This is a genomic window from Photobacterium lucens (genome assembly GCF_009873615.1).
Taxonomy (GTDB): Bacteria; Pseudomonadota; Gammaproteobacteria; order Enterobacterales; family Vibrionaceae; genus Photobacterium; species Photobacterium lucens.
On the sequence record NZ_SSMG01000028.1, the window covers coordinates 1 to 17,687 of the forward strand.

Sequence of the window (17,687 nt, forward strand, 5' to 3'; positions counted from 1 at the left end):
ATAACTATATTTCATATCAGCATAAAAAATTAATGACTATTGATAGGGTTAATTCTATTGCGTTCTCAAACAAAAACAGCCACCTTTCGGTAGCTGTTAAGTAAGAGTATCCAACTGAATTAGCCTTGTCGGAAACAACGTGGCGGTGGGATCAAGTCATGTTTATTCAAGAGTCGATACATGGTTGCTCTTGATACCCCCAACTCTCTAGCGGCCGCTGAGATCTGCCCTTTATTGTTTTCTAACACAGTAAGTAGTGCCGTACGCTCCGACTCTTCTCGGATTTTTTTCAGGCTTTGTTTATCTTCGGTGATTCGTGGGATATCGAGTTGTTCAGCTTCAATACATTTGTTTTCAGCCAAGAGTACCGCTCGTTTAATTTGGCTAATTAACTCTCGTATATTCCCCGGCCATTGATATTGCAGCAACATTGCTTGTGCTTGTTCTGAAAATGACTTAGCCACACTATTATATTGTCTGGCGTACTTAAGCAGTAAAAACTCGGCAAGTAACACAATATCACTGCCACGCTCTCGCAATGCAGGTACCGATAATGAAATCACGTTAAGTCTAAAGTACAAATCACGGGTTAGAGTATCGAGCTCCGACAGATCATCAAAATTATGGCTACTGGTAGCAATAATACGAATATCAACAGTAAGAATGCTGCCATCAGGACGGTAATAGGTTCCATCACTGAGGATTTTTAAGATCTCTTTTTTTCTTTCATCGGCTAACAGCGTGAACTCATCTAATAAAAGCACACCATTATTGGCATAATCAAGATAAGACTGTTGCTCAACATCATCGATCCACCCAGCTTGAACCGTTTCACAATTCACTCGCGAAAATGGCTTTTTAGCGCGAATCGATGCCTGATGTAAGGCTTCCGCGACAACTAATTTACCAGTACCAATCTCACCATTGATCAACACAGGCACGTCACTTAACGCAACACGCTTTACCTGATCACGTAGCTTTTTCATGATCGGCGTATTACCTTGTAATCCTTGCTGACCAAACTGTCCTAATTGTGGCCACACTTGTCGTTCAAGTGCTAACATCCCACTTTGGTGACCAATGGTCTGTTTTAAACGCTCACAGGGCACTGGCGTCGAAAAATAGTCTAAACAGAAATTCACAATAAATTGGCTGATCGCTTCATTATTTAATTGCTCATCACGAACAATGGCGATCCAACGTACTTGCTTATTGCGGTTAACCAACGCAGCTAAGCTATGTAAACTAAAATCATCGTTACTTAAATCAACAACCCCGATACAGGGACCCATTTCTAACAACAGTGACTCTGCTGCTCGCAAATCATAACAACGATGACACGACCATCCCGCCGATTCCATTGACGGTAACCACTTTTGATTGACTCCACCAAAGACAACGATGGAATTAGCTGCCCCAATCTTATTTCGTTTATCCATTCCCTAATCGCCCTTGATCACGTTATCACGTAGCACGACTGTCGTTGTAATGTGTATCAATAATAACCGCACCAAAATTGTTACAATCATATATGGATGAGATACAAATGCGCAACACGTTTACTATTAATTTAAAACTGAACTATTTATTTTCATAACAAAAATCATAGATTATCGGAAGAAGTCACAATCCAGATAAGCAACAAAAAAATTAACATTCATTTTTGATACAACAATGAATCATATGACAACTATCACACAACTAACTGCATATTGCTTTTCAGCTCAGACAAAAAAGCCACCGATAAACGGTGGCTTTTATATCATCACATCAAACAAGTATTAGTTGTTAGATTGAGGACGCATTGCTGGGAATAGGATAACGTCACGAATAGTATGTGTGTTAGTTAACAGCATAACTAGACGGTCGATACCAATACCTTGACCCGCTGTTGGCGGTAAGCCGTGCTCTAGTGCAGTGATGTAGTCTGCATCGTAGTACATTGCTTCGTCATCACCTGCATCTTTCGCGTCAACCTGCGCTTTGAAGCGTTGGTCTTGATCTTGTGCATCGTTAAGCTCAGAGAAACCATTCGCAACTTCACGACCACCGATGAAGAATTCAAAACGGTCAGTGATGAATGGGTTTTCATCGTTACGACGAGCAAGCGGAGAAATATCTGCTGGGTACTCAGTGATGAACGTTGGTTGCATTAGTTGAGGTTCAGCAGTTTCACCGAAGATCTCTTCAAGTAGCTGACCACAAGTCCAGAAGTCTTCAACATCAACGTGTACAGATTTCGCAATCTTAACCATAAGCTCACGATCAGCAACGCCTTCGTAAGTTAGCGCTTGGATTTCTGCGTGATCTGGGTTGTACTTCTTAATTGCATCTAGCATGCTCATGCGAGCGTAAGGGCCTGCAAATTCAACTTCGTATTCACCGTATGGCATCTTAGAAGAACCTAAAACATCCATTGCGATGCTGCTTAGCATTTCTTCTGTTAGATCCATTAGATCGTTGTAATCTGCGTACGCCATGTAGAATTCCATCATAGTGAATTCTGGGTTGTGACGTGGCGATAGACCTTCGTTACGGAAGTTACGGTTGATTTCGAATACACGCTCAAAACCACCAACCACTAGACGCTTAAGGTATAGCTCAGGCGCAACACGTAGGTACATGTCGATATCTAGTGCGTTGTGGTGAGTGATGAATGGACGTGCTGTTGCACCACCAGGGATCACGTGCATCATTGGCGTTTCCACTTCCATGAAGCCTTTGCTTACCATGAAGTTACGGATAGCCGATACCACTTTTGAACGAACAACGAATGCGTGACGTGAATCGTCATTTACGATTAGGTCAACGTAACGCTGACGGTAACGCATTTCTTGGTCAGTTAGACCGTGGAATTTTTCTGGTAGAGGACGTAGTGCTTTGGTTAGCAGCTCGTACTCATCCATGTTCACGTAAAGATCACCTTTACCTGACTTATGAAGCGCACCTTTAATACCGATGATGTCACCGATATCTAGACCTGAATATTTCTCTTTCAGCTCTTTTTGAACATCTTTTGATGCGTAAGCTTGGATACGACCAGATACATCTTGAATAGCAAGGAAAGGACCACGCTTCGCCATAATACGACCAGCGATAGCAAATACGTGACCCGCTTCTTCAAGCTCTTCTTTGGTCATTTCACCGTATTTTGCTTCTAGATCTGCCGCTAAACTATCGCGACGAAAATCATTTGGGTGGCCATTTGCTTTGCAGTTTTCGCGGATCATATCTAATTTAGCGCGACGCTCAGCAATCAGCTTATTCTCATCTTGTAATTGATCAGTCATGGGGTAACCCTTAAATTTTTACCGAAATTCGGTTAAAGACCTGATTTCAGGCTTGCTTCAATAAAACGGTCTAAATCGCCGTCCAGTACTGCTTGGGTGTTACGATTTTCCACCCCAGTACGTAAATCTTTAATGCGAGAATCATCCAGAACGTAAGAACGGATCTGGCTGCCCCAGCCAATGTCAGACTTAGAGTCTTCATTCGCTTGTTTCTCGGCATTTTGTTTTTGCAGTTCAAATTCAAACAATTTTGCTTTTAACTGCTTCATTGCCTGATCTTTGTTCTTATGCTGAGAACGGTCGTTCTGACACTGCACCACAATGTTAGTTGGAATGTGGGTAATACGTACCGCAGATTCCGTGGTGTTTACGTGCTGACCACCCGCACCTGATGCACGGTATACGTCGATACGTAAATCAGATGGGTTAATATCGATCGCGATATTGTCATCAATTTCAGGGTAAACAAACGCCGAAGCAAAAGAGGTATGACGACGACCGCCTGAATCGAATGGCGACTTACGAACTAAACGGTGAACACCGGTTTCTGTACGTAACCAGCCATAAGCATACTCACCGCTTACACGGATCGTTGCTGATTTAAGCCCGGCAACATCACCTTCTGACACTTCAATTACTTCAGTTTTGAAGCCTTTCGCATCAGCCCAACGCAAGTACATGCGTAGCATCATGGATGTCCAGTCTTGTGCTTCTGTACCACCAGAGCCTGCTTGCAGGTCAACGTAACAGTCAGAAGGATCGTGATCGCCTGCGAACATACGACGGAACTCAAGTTTTGCTAGCTTTTCTTCAAGCTCTGCTAACTCAGGTTCGATCTCGTCAAACGTTTCCTGATCTTCTTCTTCTACCGCAAGCTCAAGTAGACCTTCAACGTCTTCAACGCCTTGATCTAACAGGTCGATAGTCTCTACAACCGCTTCTAGTGATGCACGCTCTTTACCTAACGCTTGTGCGCGCTCAGGTTCGTTCCATACATCAGGTTGCTCTAATTCTGCATTGACTTCTTCTAGACGCTCTTTCTTAGCATCATAGTCAAAGGTACCCCCTAAGGACATCAGTACGATCTGATACGTCCGCTAGGCGGTTTTTAATTGGATTAATCTCGAACATTGCCACTCTTCATAGCCGAAATGGACATAACCGATGGATTCTATCGAATTGTAGATAGAATATACAGAGGGAGAGAAAGGTTATAAGAAAATTTAATAGAAAATGGCGAGATTCTGGACGTAAACAACCGCCAAAACCTCGCCATCCATAAAATCACTGCACAAATCGCGATAACACTATTTTGCGTTTAGGTGCTCAACCATCAATTGTACACTGCGATTACCACGGTATTCATTCACATCTAAACGATAAACAAGTTCGATTTGTTGTACTGATGCATCTGGCCAACGTTTCACATCAACGTTAAAGGCAATCGCATCTATCACACTGCCGCCATTAAGGGGTTCAACCATCATCTTAAGATGTTTTCCTCCCACTAACTTTTGATGTAATAAGCGGAAAGTACCGTCAAAACTTGGCTCTGGAAATTGCTGTCCCCAAGGGCCACCAGCACGAAGAATTTCAGCTACTTCAAGGTTTAACTCGTGACTACCAAGTTCGCCATCTGTCAGCAATACACCTTTTAAGGCATCTTCATCCAGTACACTGCGTACCACGGCATCAAAGGCTTTACTAAATGCATCCAGTTTATCTTCTGGAATAGTTAAACCAGCAGCCATTGCGTGACCGCCAAACTTTAAGATCATACCCGGATTTTGAGTATCAACGAGATCTAATGCATCACGCATGTGCAAGCCTGCAATAGAGCGACAAGAGCCTTTAATTTCACCGTTACCAGCATCGGCAAACGCAATCACAGGGCGGTGATATTTATCTTTAATGCGTGAGGCTAAAATACCAATCACACCTTGGTGCCAATCACGTTGGAACAACACTAAACCGTAAGGCATATTTTGCTGATTGAACTTTAAACGCTCACAAATCGCCAAGGCTTCATCTTTCATACCTTGCTCAATTTCCTTGCGGGTTTGGTTTAACCCATCTAGCTCAGATGCCATGCGGCGTGCAGCTTGAATATTATCGCACAGCAACAACTCAACCCCGAATGACATATCATCTAAACGCCCAGCAGCATTAATACGCGGCCCTAACGCAAAACCCAAATCACTGGTGACTAAACGAGAAGGATCACGGTTAGCCACTTCAATTAACGCTTGAATACCCGGGCGACATTTACCCGCACGAATACGCTGTAAACCTTGGTGAACCAAAATACGATTATTACCATCAAGGGCAACCACATCGGCAACTGTACCTAGTGCCACTAAATCCAGTAACTCAGCAAGGTTTGGCATCGCTATACCTTGTTGCTCAAACCAGCCGTTATTACGCAGCTCTGCACGCAATGCCAACATCAAATAGAAAGCAACACCAACCCCACATAAGGCTTTTGAAGGGAAACCACATTCATTAAGGTTTGGATTAACAATGGCATCAGCGATAGGCAGCGTATCACCCGGCAAGTGATGGTCAGTAACAAGTACTTTAATGCCTTTTTCTTTTGCTGCAGCAACACCAGAGATTGAAGAAACGCCGTTATCAACCGTCATGATAAGCTCTGCGCCACGGGCTTGTGCTTGCTCAACCACTTCAGGGCTTAAGCCATAACCATCATCAAAACGGTTAGGTACAAGGTAATCAACGTTTTGACATCCCAGCATGCGCAGCGCTAAAACCGATAACGCAGAGCTGGTTGCACCATCGGCATCAAAGTCACCGACAATGATAATGCGAGTATTATTAGCCAGCGCATCACAGAGCAATTGCACTGCCGCTTCCATACCGTAGAGCTGATTATAATTAAGTAACCCTTTTGCTCCGCGCTCTAATTCAGCATCATTTTTGATCCCACGGCTGGCATAAATCCGCTGTAAAATAGGTGGGATTGCATCGGAAAAATCATCCGTATTCGCTAGAGGTCGACGTTTAATTTCAATCATAATCAGGCTTCTTATCAGTATTATTATTTTTTCATAGTAACCAAATCGCAGATAACAAAAAAGCCTGAACATCATGCTCAGGCTTTTCATCATTTAATCATTCACAAAGCTAAATTAGCTTTTTGGTTGGCTATCAAGTAGCTGACGTAGTGCTGCTGGCGGCTGGTAGCCTGGGATCATAGTGCCATCAGCCAATACGATTGCTGGCGTACCGTTTACACCCATTGCGACACCTAGCTCGTATTGCGCACGAACTAGATCTGGGCGTGGCGTGATCTTACTTTCATCAAAGTTACCGCTCTTAGCGTCATCCATCGCTTTAGCACGATCTTTAGCCCCCCAAATCGCACTCATTTGGTTAAAGTTACCAGAACGCTCACCACCACGAGGGAACGCTAGGTAGCGCACAGTGATACCTTCATCGTTGTAGCCTTTGATCTCGTTATGCAGTTTACGACAGTAACCACAGCTGGTGTCGGTGAACACGGTAACAACGTATTTTTCGTTCTTTGCAGGATAGACAATCATGTCTTTTTCCATCGCTGCAATTTTGTCCTTGTTCATTTTAGCCATTTTTTGCTCTGTTAAATTAACAGGCTGCGCACCGCTATTTTCATATAAATGACCAACAACGAAATATTTACCATCATCAGTTGTATAAATAACACCACGCTCAGTCACAACTTCATTCAATCCTGGGATAGGTGATGACGCAATCGATGATGGTGTTAAACCAACTTTTTCCAATTGCTGACTGATCGCCGCTTCATTTGGCTTCGCTACCGCAGAAAAAGCCGTTAACGCAACAGCGGTTGCAACAAGAGTTCGACTGATAAAGTGCATTTAATTTATCCTTAATTAATGATGAAGATCTCAATGCTTGATAAGACCTGATTCACCGTAAAATAGTTTCACATTTCACTACGTGCTTGTTAGGCAAGCATAAGTAAACTTAAACATAACGCAAACTCGATACGTTAATTTGCCTAGTACTCTCTCATAATTATGCGCGAGGATGGTGAGTTTGGTGTAATTGTTTTAGTCTTTCTGTCGCAACATGAGTATAAATTTGTGTTGTCGACAAGTCACTATGTCCAAGCAACATCTGTACCACACGTAGATCGGCACCGTAATTAAGCAAGTGTGTCGCAAACGCATGGCGCATCACATGGGGTGATAAGGTTTCCGCATCAATACCCGCTAATACCGCATAATGTTTAATGCGATGCCAAAACGTTTGGCGCGTCATTTGCCTTGCGCGACGACTGGGGAATAACACATCAGAGCTTTTTTCACCTAGCAGTTGTGGTCGTCCGGTTTCAATGAACTGTTCAATCCAATCAATGGCGTTTTCCCCCATCGGCACTAAACGCTCTTTGTCGCCTTTACCGGTAATACGCACCACACCTTGACGCAAGCTGATGTTTTCCATTGTCAACGTCACTAATTCAGTAACACGTAAACCTGTCGCATAAAGTAGCTCAAGCATAGCTTTATCACGCAGTTCAATCGGATCGTTAACATCTGGCGCATCAAGCAAGGCATCCACTTGTGCTTCGCTTAAATCTTTCGGTAAACGCTTAGGTAATTTTGGCGTTACCAACATTGCGCTCGGATCATCATCACGCATCTTTTCTCGATGTAAATATTGGAAAAGACGACGGATCGCAGACACCATACGCGCACGTGATGTTTGCTTATAGTCTTTATCAAATAGCCACTGCTGATAACGTTGTAGATCATCAACCGACACATTAATCACATTGCGTGATTCTTGTTTCAGCCAATTTAATAATTTCATTAGATCATTACGATAAGAAGCCAAGGTGTTTTCAGACAAACCTCGCTCCATCCACATAGCATCTAGAAAACGTTCGATAATAACGTCATCGTTTTCCATTTTTCACTCCACTACCTGTGCTAGCACAAGCCAAACACATGGATAAATACACAGTACTTTGTTCATCATAGGGTATTTTTAGCAAAAAGTAACGAGCCTTATGACAAGGGATCATCAAGTTAAATTTTTCAGCTTGTTTTGCTCACTTTATTGAGCTTGTCAGCGGATAACGGGTACACTGAGCAAATAAGTAAAATAACTAGGATACTCAGCATGAAAATCGGTTTGTTTTATGGCTCAACCACCTGTTATACCGAAATGGCGGCAGAAAAAATCCGCGATTGTATTGGTGCTGAATTAATTGAGCTGCGTAACATTAAAGAAGCAGATATCAGTGAAATGAACCAATTTGATATGTTGATTTTAGGTATTTCAACATGGGATTTTGGTGAGCTACAAGAAGATTGGGAAGCTGTTTGGCAACAACTTGATGGTTTAACTCTCACCAATAAAACCGTTGCATTATTTGGCCTCGGCGATCAAGAAGGCTATACCGAATGGTTCCTTGATGCGATGGGGATGCTGCATGACAAATTACTCGAAGCTGGCGTGCAATTTATCGGTTACTGGCCTAACGATGACAGCTACCAATTTGAAGCATCAAAGGCGCTTACTGAAGACAAGCAATTCTTTGTTGGCTTAGCCCTTGATGAAGACTCGCAATACGAGCACTCCGATCAACGTATCACCCAGTGGTGCGAACAGATCATGCTTGAGTATGCAGAAACGCTATAACCGCAATACAAATACCAAATAAAAAAGGGATGCACATGGCATCCCTTTTCTCTATCTATCACATATTACGCAAGTTTATCTTGGTGTGAGCCCATCGCTTTACCACCAATAAAGCGTGTGATCACCAATGCAACCAATGTTGGTAGTACCCAAGCCATGCCGTAGTTAAATAACGGTAGGCTGCTAAACATCGACACATCGAATTTTAAGTACTTAGCCACATCAATCATACTAAAGATGAAAGAAACCAAAAGTACTACACGGTAAGCCAAACGAGGATTTGGTAACCATTTGCGAACCAATGTGAGTGCAACCAACGCAATCGCCACAGGATATAGTGCAAATAATACTGGCACCGATAGCGCAATCAGCTGATTTAGACCAACGTTCGCCACAACAGCACAGATCACCGCTAACACCACCGCCCACTTTTTGTAAGACATCGGAGTTAATGAGCTAAAGTAATCGGCACATGCACTGATCAAGCCAATAGCCGTGGTTAAACATGCAAGTAGCACGATAGCAGATAAGATCACCTGACCTGGCGCACCAAACAGTGCCATTACGTAACCCGTTAGGATCACACCACCATTGCCCGCATTCGGAGCAATCGTTGAACTAGTTGCCCCCAAGTAGAACAGTGAAATATAAACAAATGCTAAACCTGCAGCAGCAATCAAACCTGCGCAGATCAGGTAAGTACACGTTGTTTTCTCATCGCTGATCCCTTTACTGCGGATCACATCAACAATCAACATACCAAACATCAGTGCCGCAAAAGTATCCATGGTGTTATAACCTTCAAGGAAACCTTTGGTAAACGCTTGTGTTGCGTATTCACCTTGTGCCGCTACGATACTTGCTTGCGGATTGATAAATACCGCAACCGCTAATACTGCAAGCACGATAAATAAAGCAGGAGTTAAAAACTTACCAATCATGTCGATAAGCTTACCGCGAGACCAAGCAAAAAAGAGAGCAATCGCGAAAAAGATCACTGAAAAAGTCGTTAAGCTTGCTTGACCAGCATCAGCTGATAAAAACGGTTTTACTGCCATTTCATAAGCCACTAACCCAGTACGGGGTGCAGCGAATGCAGGACCGATAATAATAAAGATCAACACTGCCATTAATGTGGCAACTTTTGACGGTAAATCGCGGGTTAAGCCCTGCCAACCACCACCAGCCATGGCTACAGCAATAATACCAACTAGAGGTAAACCAACCGCTGTTACCAAAAATCCTGACATGGCAGAAAGCATATTTTCACCGGCTAGCTGCCCTGCTAGTGGTGGAAAGATAATATTACCTGCGCCTAGAAAGAACGCGAAAGTCATAAAGCCTAACGCTATAATGTCTGTTACTTTGAGTGTCTTTTTCAAACTGCACCTTCCACTCGTTTATGGGTTATGTATTGTGTCTGCTTTTTTTATAATTCTCTGTATTGGTTACACACAGCAAAAGATATAACCAACAAAAGCATAATGGATAAAAACTACACCCTTGGCAATAGCGTAGAAATAAACACCATATAATCCATAAACAGAGCGTAAAATGTAGAATATAAAACCAATTAAATAAAAATAATTAGAATATAAAATCAATCCATTACCAAAGATTAAAATATAAACCAAAAACCAAACAAATAGAACAACATTTTAGCAACAATAAAAACACTGTAATGAAACATCACTTGCAATTATGGTTATATAGAAATCGCTCAATCATTCAATCTGCTTATAATGCTTTGTTTGGTAAAGAAAAAGGATCGGGAATGTCTCGCGGCTTTAGCTTTAAACAATTTCACGTTAATGATCATGGCTGCGGTATGCCTGTTAGCACCGACGGCGTATTACTCGGCGCATGGGCTGCGCTACCACAACAAGGAAGATTGCTTGATATCGGAACAGGGAGCGGCTTACTAGCATTAATTGCAGCACAAAGAGCACCCATGCTATCTATTGAAGCGATTGAAATTGATCCACAAGCTGCCAATGCTGCTCGACAGAACTTTGCCGCCTCGCCTTGGCATGAACGCTTACATTGTATTGAACAAGACATCACTTTATGGCTGCAAGACCAACCAAGTAACAGTGTCGATGGGATCATTTGTAACCCACCCTATTTCAACTTTGGTCAACAAGCAGAATCGCAACATCGTGCTACCGCGCGTCATACTGATACCTTTACCCATCAACAGTTATTACACACCCTTGAATATCTATTAACCGAGCAAGGGGTTGCAAATATTATTCTGCCAACTTACGAAGGCGAATGCTTAATTGAAGCGGCGAAAGCGTTTAACCTTCATTGTATTGCAAGGTGTGATGTGCAAACGACAGAGAAGAAAGCCCCGATCCGATTACTTCTACAATTAAGTAAAAAGCAGCAAACATGCCTTTCGCAGCATATTTGCATCCATAAAGATGGTGATTACTCAAAAGAATTCAAAGTGTTAACGAAAGACTTCTACCTTAAAATGTAAGCGACTAAGGTATTTTTACAGATTAAGAACGCAGGAATAATCATCAAGTTTTGAAGTTTTTATGTTTTAATCGGTGTCACTTACGGCAAGAGTGGCTATAATGCCGCCCCTTAAATATTTAATACCCTTGTTGTTATCCTTTGCATTAGCATAGTGATAACCACATACATAGCATTTGTCTTGGGAGAGATAACTGGTGAAAGACTTTTCCGAATTAGAGTTAGATAGCGAACTGTTACAAGCGATTGAAGAAATCGGCTACAGCCGCCCAACCGTGGTGCAGGCGCAAGCTATCCCTCATGCCCTAGACGGTAAAGATGTAATGGCTTCTGCGCCAACAGGGACCGGAAAAACAGCAGCCTTTCTTCTACCGATGATCCAACACTTGCTGGACTTCCCGCGTAAAAAGCCGGGACCTGCACGTGTATTAGTATTAACACCAACCCGTGAGCTTGCGATCCAAGTTGCCGATCAAGCACGTGCTTTAGCAAAACACACTATGCTAAAAGTATTCACTATCACGGGCGGTATTTCATACGACGAACACGCTGAGCTATTGGGTAAGACCCAAGATATCGTAGTTGCGACACCTGGCCGTTTAATGGAATACATCGAAGCTGAGAAATTCGACTGTCGTGCGATTGAATGTCTGATCCTTGATGAAGCCGACCGCATGCTAGACATGGGCTTTGGTAAAGTGGTTGAGCGTCTAAACCATGAGTGTCGCTGGCGTAGCCAAAGCTTACTATTCTCTGCAACCCTTGAAGGTAAAGGTGTTCGTGAGTTCTCTGAAAAGATCCTAAACGAGCCTGTAGAAGTAGAAGCGGAGCCTTCACGTCGTGAACGTAAGAAGATCCACCAGCTTTACCACCGTTGTGACAACATGGAGCACAAGCTAGCACTATTAGAAAACATTCTAAAAGAGCAAGCAGAGCGCACCATCATCTTCGTTAAAACTCGTGAGCGCCTAGCTGTGCTTCGTGGTCAACTAGAGACAATGGGGATCCCTTGTAACTGGATCCAAGGTGAGATGGCACAGTCGGCACGTAATAACATGATCACCCGTTTTCGTGATGGCGTGATCAACGTATTAATTGCAACCGACGTTGCTGCTCGTGGTATCGACTTACCGGATGTTAGCCATGTTGTTAACTTCGACATGCCACGTACTGCGGATGTTTACCTACACCGTATCGGTCGTACAGCCCGTGCAGGTAAGAAAGGTACAGCTATTTCATTAATTGAAGCACACGATCAAGCAATGATTGAACGTGTTAGCCGTTACATGAAAGAAGAAGTGCCAGAGCGCTTTATCGATGGTCTACGTCCAACAACGAAAAAACCATCAACGGTGAAGAAAAAGAAAAAAGTCGATAAAAAGACGAAAGTTGCGAAGCAGAAGAAAAAGCTTAAGAAAGCGAAAAAAGCATAATCGCAATAACGCTTTAAAAATCTCACAAAAAAGGGCTGATGATTCAGCCCTTTTCTTTTATCTGTTTTCGTGTTGGCAATGTGTTCTTATTGCTCTTCTCGCTTAAACACGAACTCTTTCTCTGTCGATTCAGCTTCAACAAAATAATAACCTGCGGTATCAAATTGCTTTAGTGCTTCAATCGATGAGATCTGATTATCTAAAATGTAACGTGCCATCATGCCACGTGCTTTCTTTGCGTAGAAACTGATCACCTTGTATTGACCATTTTTACAGTCTTTAAATACTGGAGTAATTAGCTGCGCATTGAGCTTCTTCGGTTTTACTGATTTGAAGTATTCGTTTGAAGCTAAGTTGATCAGAATATCATCGCCTTGCTCAGCTAATGCTTGATTCAGTTTATCTGTAATAATATCGCCCCAGAACTGATACAAGTTAATACCACGAGGGTTCGACAGCTTAGTACCCATTTCTAAACGGTAAGGTTGCATTAAATCCAATGGACGCAATAAACCGTACAAGCCAGAAAGCATACGCAAATGCTGCTGAGCATAGGCAAACTGCGCTTCCGTCATACTCTCTGCATCAAGACCAGTATAAACATCGCCTTTAAACGCTAAAATAGCCTGACGTGCGTTATCTTGAGTAAATTGTGGCTGCCACTCAGCAAAACGTGCCGCATTTAAGCCAGCAATTTTATCGCTCACTTTCATTAAGCTCGCAATGTCCATTGGCGTTAACTCACGACATACATCGATAAGCTCTGCAGAGTGCTCCGTTAGCTCTGGCAAAGTATAGGTTGATGTTGCCAATGGCGATTCATAATCAAGGGTTTTAGCGGGGGAAACCACAATTAACATAAGGCTTTTTCCTTTAAAGTCTGACTAGAAAAGACTATCACTAAACAACAAAAAAGCCACTTAGAAACTAAGTGGCTTTAGTTATTTCAGCAATAGGAGCACGCTATGATTTGCTCTTATCCCAAATACCTTCTTCTAGCTGGGCATGAAGCTCTGGGTAATCATTACTATCAAACGTTGGCACTTTCCCCTGTGATAACTGCTTATTGTAATCCGTCGCCAGTTTCACCACGGTGCCAGACAACAAGACAATCGCTACAAGGTTGATCAATGCCATCATTCCCATCGATACATCCGCCATCGCCCACACTGTTGGTAGATCCGCTAATGCGCCAAACATCACCATGAACAGTACCACGACACGGAAAATGTTCAGTCCCGCTTTATGATTATGCTCAAGGAAGATCAAATTGGTTTCTGCGTATGAATAATTCGCCACTAATGAAGTAAAGGCAAAGAAGAAGATTGCCACGGCTATAAATACTGAGCCCCAATCACCCACTTGTGAACTTAACGCTCGTTGTGTTAATTCAATCCCCGTGACTTCACTGTGTGGTACGTACTCCCCTGACATCAAAATAATCGCAACCGTCGCAGAACAGATCACAATGGTATCCATAAACACCCCTAGCATCTGTACATAACCTTGCGAAGCGGGATGTGGCGGATAAGGGGTTGCTGATGCTGCCGCATTCGGTGCCGAACCCATCCCCGCTTCATTGGAGAACAAGCCTCGTTTCAAACCATTGATCATCCCTTGGGCAATGGTATAACCCAATGCGCCTGATGCCGCCTCTTCTAGACCAAATGCACTGCGGAAAATCATCATGATAATATCTGGCAGCTTTTCAATGTTAACCACCATGATAAACAGCGCTAACAGCAGATAACATAACGCCATTGCTGGTACTAAAATTTCTGCGGTACGGGCAATTGCTCGCAGACCACCAAAAATGATCACCCCAGTCATAATAACCAGCGCAATACCGACATACACAGGTGACCAACCAAATGCCACATGTGCCGCTTGGCTAATCGAATTTGCCTGTACCGAATTAAACACTAAACCAAAAGCAACGATCAAAAAGACAGAGAACATCACGCCCATCCAGCGCATGCCTAAGCCCTTCTCCATATAATAAGCAGGACCACCACGGTAATTACCGTCATCATCACGGGTTTTATAAAGCTGTGCGAGTGCACTTTCAGCAAACGCCGTTGCCATTCCCAACATGGCAATTAACCACATCCAGAAGATCGCCCCAGGACCACCTAAAGTCAGTGCGACCGCAACCCCAGCCATATTGCCAGTACCGACCCTTGCCGCCAGACTGGTACACAAGGCTTGAAACGATGAGATCCCCGCACTGTCTGATTTACGACTATTTTTCATCACTTTGAACATATGACCAAAGTGACGGAACTGAATAAAACTCAAACGATAGGTGAAATAGATCCCAACACCGATCAGTAAATAAATGAGTACTGAGCCCCAAAGTAAGTCATTTAAAAAGTTTATTTGACTGGACAAGTGAGTACCTTCTAAAACGTAGTACGTATTTGATAAAAATATAAACCGCTAAATTATTAACAATTTAGCAATAAATTCACGCTGTTTTTCTAATCGTTATTCTTGATTAACAAGCGTACCCTGCTCTTTATAGTGTGGCTTAAAAAACCGAGCTTTATTACCACATCACATGTACTAAGGGTATATATTTACAGTAAATAATGAAAAATAGTTAAGCGAATCCAAACATAAATTCTGCACCACTGCGAGTTATTTACTCCAAATTTCGGTCATAAACAGGATATATTTGACCTTTTTCACATAAAAATTTCATCTTTGAGCAACAAATGAGAAACACTTCAATTTTACTCTACCCCATATTGTGATACTTAATGACCTTGTAGCTTATAGTTAGCTAGATCATAGGAAGAGGTGCTTTATGGATAGCTTTGCATTTGATGATATGTTCGCAACAGATACGGTTTCTCGTCGCACACGTGCTAAACCAGAAAAACGTAAATGGCGCGAAATTGAAGCCTTAAAAGATCGTCAACGACTTCGCCGCGAGCTTCAGGACATGGATATGTGCGGCAGTTATGATGCGGATGAATTCGACTTTTAACCTAATTGACCTAAACAAAAATAAAACGCCAGCATCTCGCTGGCGTTTTATTATCTGCGCTATCTCTCAGTTTATACTTGCCAATCGATCGGCGTTTTCCCCATCTCCGCTAATAACTGATTTGTTTTAGAGAAATGCTGACAGCCAAAGAAGCCTCGATACGCTGATAACGGTGACGGATGCGCTGAATGCAATACGTGGTGACGTGTTTTATCTATCTTCTTACCTTTCTTTTGCGCATGTGCACCCCACAACAAGAAAATCACGCCTTCAGTATTATCATTGATATATTCAATCGCGCGATCTGTAAATGTTTCCCAACCAATCTTCGCATGTGAGTGAGCATTACCTTGCTCGACAGTTAATACCGTATTTAATAGCAACACACCTTGCTCAGCCCATGGCTGTAAATAGCCATGCTCGGGAATAGTAAAACCGTCGATATCAGTCGCTAACTCTTTATACATATTTGCCAGTGACGGTGGTGTTTTCACACCCGGTAATACCGAGAAGCTAAGACCATGCGCTTGCTTAGGTCCATGATACGGATCTTGACCTAAGATCACGACTTTGGTTTTCTCTAGTGGCGTACTGGTAAACGCATTAAAGACATCTTCTTGAGGAGGATAAACCACTTTACCAGCATTGCGAGCAGCATCGACAGCCTGCTCAATATCGGTGAAATACGCTTGCGTTTGTTGCTGCGCTATAAAAGTAGACCAACTGGCGGTCATAAATCGCTCCTCATTTATAATCTGTACGGCGTAAGGGTATCAAAAAACGATAAATCATAAGAGGAAGATCACCGCTTCCTCTATATATAGTTACTTTTCTGCCGCAAACGCACGCAGAGTGGCAATTTCTTGATGCCAGATATCAGGATTAATCGTCTCTAGAATAAGTGGGATATTATTAAAACGATCATCTTGCATTAAATAGCGGAAACAATCCCAGCCGATCTCCCCTTCACCTAAACTATGGTGACGGTCTAGGTGACTACCCAAGCCACCTTTTGAATCATTTAAGTGCATACCACGTAAATAATGCATGCCAACCACATTATCAAATTCAGCGAATGTACGATCAGTTGCGACCTCACTGCTTAAATCATAACCAGCAGCAAAGGTATGACAGGTATCAATGCACACCCCAACACGGCTTTTATCTTCTACTTGATCGATAATTTCCGCTAAATGCTCGAAGCGCCAACCTAAATTTGACCCTTGTCCTGCGGTATTTTCGATCACTGCAACCACATCACTGACTTCTTGATGAGCCAAATTAATCGACTCTGCGATAAGTTTTAAACAATCTTTTTCAGAAATTTTTTTCAAATGACTGCCTGGATGGAAGTTCAAAAGGTGTAATCCAAGCTGGTTACAACGGGACATTTCATCAATAAAAGCCGCACGTGACTTTTCTAACTTTTCCGTCTCTGGGGCGCCTAGGTTAATTAAGTAAGAATCATGGGGAAGAATCGCATCAGCGTTATACCCCAATTGCGCACAGCGAGCTTTAAAAGCAGCGATAGCATCCGCTTCTAGTGGCTTAGCGACCCATTGGCGTTGGTTCTTAGTAAATAGTGCAAACGCATTTGCATTAATCTTTTCAGCGTTAGTCGGTGCATTAAATACACCACCGGCAGCAGAAACATGAGCACCAATCAACTTCATAATAAAATACCTTACAAACAGCACTTGGCATTACTAGCCAAACACACACAAAAAAGAAACATCTGATACATAACTAACCATTAATTATGTAGTAAAATTACAACATATTGATATTAAAATATTTTTTGTTATTTCATTTTTTTTGTTG

15 protein-coding genes are annotated in these 17,687 nt (G+C 42.6%); 4 read left to right on the forward strand and 11 right to left on the reverse strand.

The window, feature by feature from the left end:
* Positions 1 to 119: 119 nt before the first annotated feature.
* From E5A76_RS02380 to xerD, 6 genes are all read right to left on the reverse strand, one after another.
* A complete protein-coding gene (locus tag E5A76_RS02380; RefSeq protein ID WP_161117990.1) occupies positions 120 to 1,439 on the reverse strand; it encodes a sigma-54-dependent transcriptional regulator in 1,320 nt (439 codons plus the stop codon).
* Between the two features lie 342 nt (positions 1,440 to 1,781).
* Positions 1,782 to 3,290, reverse strand: a complete 1,509-nt coding sequence (lysS, locus tag E5A76_RS02385) for a lysine--tRNA ligase (protein WP_008988451.1) — start codon at positions 3,288 to 3,290, stop codon at positions 1,782 to 1,784.
* A 32-nt stretch (positions 3,291 to 3,322) separates the two neighbouring features.
* Positions 3,323 to 4,421 (reverse strand): peptide chain release factor 2 gene (prfB, locus tag E5A76_RS02390; protein WP_161117991.1). Its coding sequence is split into 2 segments (ribosomal slippage): positions 3,323 to 4,345 and positions 4,347 to 4,421, totalling 1,098 coding nucleotides; the frame shifts between segments, so codons are not numbered across the junction.
* Between the two features lie 176 nt (positions 4,422 to 4,597).
* Complete coding sequence (gene recJ / locus E5A76_RS02395) at positions 4,598 to 6,322, reverse strand: single-stranded-DNA-specific exonuclease RecJ (RefSeq protein WP_161117992.1); 1,725 nt, start codon at positions 6,320 to 6,322, stop codon at positions 4,598 to 4,600.
* Positions 6,323 to 6,436: 114 nt separating this feature from the next.
* Entirely contained in the window at positions 6,437 to 7,165 is a 729-nt protein-coding gene (gene dsbC, locus E5A76_RS02400; RefSeq protein WP_107166834.1) for a bifunctional protein-disulfide isomerase/oxidoreductase DsbC, read from the reverse strand.
* A 160-nt stretch (positions 7,166 to 7,325) separates the two neighbouring features.
* The gene (gene xerD, locus E5A76_RS02405; RefSeq protein WP_008988455.1) at positions 7,326 to 8,222 is read right to left on the reverse strand and encodes a site-specific tyrosine recombinase XerD; all 897 of its coding nucleotides are present in this window, start codon (positions 8,220 to 8,222) and stop codon (positions 7,326 to 7,328) included.
* A 213-nt stretch (positions 8,223 to 8,435) separates the two neighbouring features.
* On the opposite strand from xerD, the gene fldB reads away from it, so the two are divergent.
* Entirely contained in the window at positions 8,436 to 8,957 is a 522-nt protein-coding gene (gene fldB, locus E5A76_RS02410) for a flavodoxin FldB (protein ID WP_008988456.1), read from the forward strand.
* 65 nt (positions 8,958 to 9,022) lie between these two features.
* Here the strand turns inward: fldB and brnQ are convergent, their stop codons facing one another.
* Positions 9,023 to 10,339, reverse strand: coding sequence for a branched-chain amino acid transport system II carrier protein (gene brnQ / locus E5A76_RS02415; protein ID WP_161117993.1), 1,317 nt, complete (start codon positions 10,337 to 10,339; stop codon positions 9,023 to 9,025).
* Between the two features lie 392 nt (positions 10,340 to 10,731).
* Here brnQ and E5A76_RS02420 point away from each other — a divergent pair, with 392 nt between their 5' ends.
* Together E5A76_RS02420 and srmB are read left to right on the forward strand one after the other, a co-directional pair.
* Positions 10,732 to 11,442 carry a tRNA1(Val) (adenine(37)-N6)-methyltransferase gene (locus tag E5A76_RS02420; RefSeq protein WP_161117994.1) on the forward strand — a complete coding sequence of 237 codons (711 nt, stop codon included), beginning with the start codon at positions 10,732 to 10,734 and terminating at the stop codon, positions 11,440 to 11,442.
* A gap of 196 nt (positions 11,443 to 11,638) precedes the next feature.
* A complete protein-coding gene (gene srmB / locus E5A76_RS02425) occupies positions 11,639 to 12,874 on the forward strand; it encodes an ATP-dependent RNA helicase SrmB (RefSeq protein WP_053987938.1) in 1,236 nt (411 codons plus the stop codon).
* A gap of 86 nt (positions 12,875 to 12,960) precedes the next feature.
* On the opposite strand, the gene yaaA is transcribed toward srmB, so the two are convergent.
* A complete protein-coding gene (gene yaaA, locus E5A76_RS02430) occupies positions 12,961 to 13,734 on the reverse strand; it encodes a peroxide stress protein YaaA (RefSeq protein ID WP_161117995.1) in 774 nt (257 codons plus the stop codon).
* A gap of 103 nt (positions 13,735 to 13,837) precedes the next feature.
* Positions 13,838 to 15,265, reverse strand: a complete 1,428-nt coding sequence (locus E5A76_RS02435) for an alanine/glycine:cation symporter family protein (RefSeq protein WP_053987940.1) — start codon at positions 15,263 to 15,265, stop codon at positions 13,838 to 13,840.
* A 418-nt stretch (positions 15,266 to 15,683) separates the two neighbouring features.
* Between E5A76_RS02435 and E5A76_RS02440 the strand changes: the two genes are divergently transcribed.
* Positions 15,684 to 15,866 carry a DUF3545 family protein gene (locus E5A76_RS02440; RefSeq protein ID WP_008988462.1) on the forward strand — a complete coding sequence of 61 codons (183 nt, stop codon included), beginning with the start codon at positions 15,684 to 15,686 and terminating at the stop codon, positions 15,864 to 15,866.
* 71 nt (positions 15,867 to 15,937) lie between these two features.
* On the opposite strand, the gene ung is transcribed toward E5A76_RS02440, so the two are convergent.
* Entirely contained in the window at positions 15,938 to 16,600 is a 663-nt protein-coding gene (gene ung / locus E5A76_RS02445) for a uracil-DNA glycosylase (protein WP_161117996.1), read from the reverse strand.
* Between the two features lie 90 nt (positions 16,601 to 16,690).
* Entirely contained in the window at positions 16,691 to 17,539 is an 849-nt protein-coding gene (gene nfo, locus E5A76_RS02450) for a deoxyribonuclease IV (RefSeq protein ID WP_161117997.1), read from the reverse strand.
* Between the last annotated feature and the right edge of the window lie 148 nt (positions 17,540 to 17,687).

Excerpts from the sequence above, each read along its gene's own strand:
- dsbC (WP_107166834.1), bottom strand. The coding sequence starts at position 7,165 with ATGCACTTTATCAGTCGAACTCTTGTTGCAACCGCTGTTGCGTTAACG.
- ung (WP_161117996.1), bottom strand. The coding sequence starts at position 16,600 with ATGACCGCCAGTTGGTCTACTTTTATAGCGCAGCAACAAACGCAAGCG.
- yaaA (WP_161117995.1), bottom strand. The coding sequence starts at position 13,734 with ATGTTAATTGTGGTTTCCCCCGCTAAAACCCTTGATTATGAATCGCCA.
- E5A76_RS02380 (WP_161117990.1), bottom strand. The coding sequence starts at position 1,439 with ATGGATAAACGAAATAAGATTGGGGCAGCTAATTCCATCGTTGTCTTT.
- nfo (WP_161117997.1), bottom strand. The coding sequence starts at position 17,539 with ATGAAGTTGATTGGTGCTCATGTTTCTGCTGCCGGTGGTGTATTTAAT.
- fldB (WP_008988456.1), top strand. The coding sequence starts at position 8,436 with ATGAAAATCGGTTTGTTTTATGGCTCAACCACCTGTTATACCGAAATG.
- E5A76_RS02420 (WP_161117994.1), top strand. The coding sequence starts at position 10,732 with ATGTCTCGCGGCTTTAGCTTTAAACAATTTCACGTTAATGATCATGGC.
- lysS (WP_008988451.1), bottom strand. The coding sequence starts at position 3,290 with ATGACTGATCAATTACAAGATGAGAATAAGCTGATTGCTGAGCGTCGC.
- E5A76_RS02440 (WP_008988462.1), top strand. The coding sequence starts at position 15,684 with ATGGATAGCTTTGCATTTGATGATATGTTCGCAACAGATACGGTTTCT.
- xerD (WP_008988455.1), bottom strand. The coding sequence starts at position 8,222 with ATGGAAAACGATGACGTTATTATCGAACGTTTTCTAGATGCTATGTGG.
- recJ (WP_161117992.1), bottom strand. The coding sequence starts at position 6,322 with ATGATTGAAATTAAACGTCGACCTCTAGCGAATACGGATGATTTTTCC.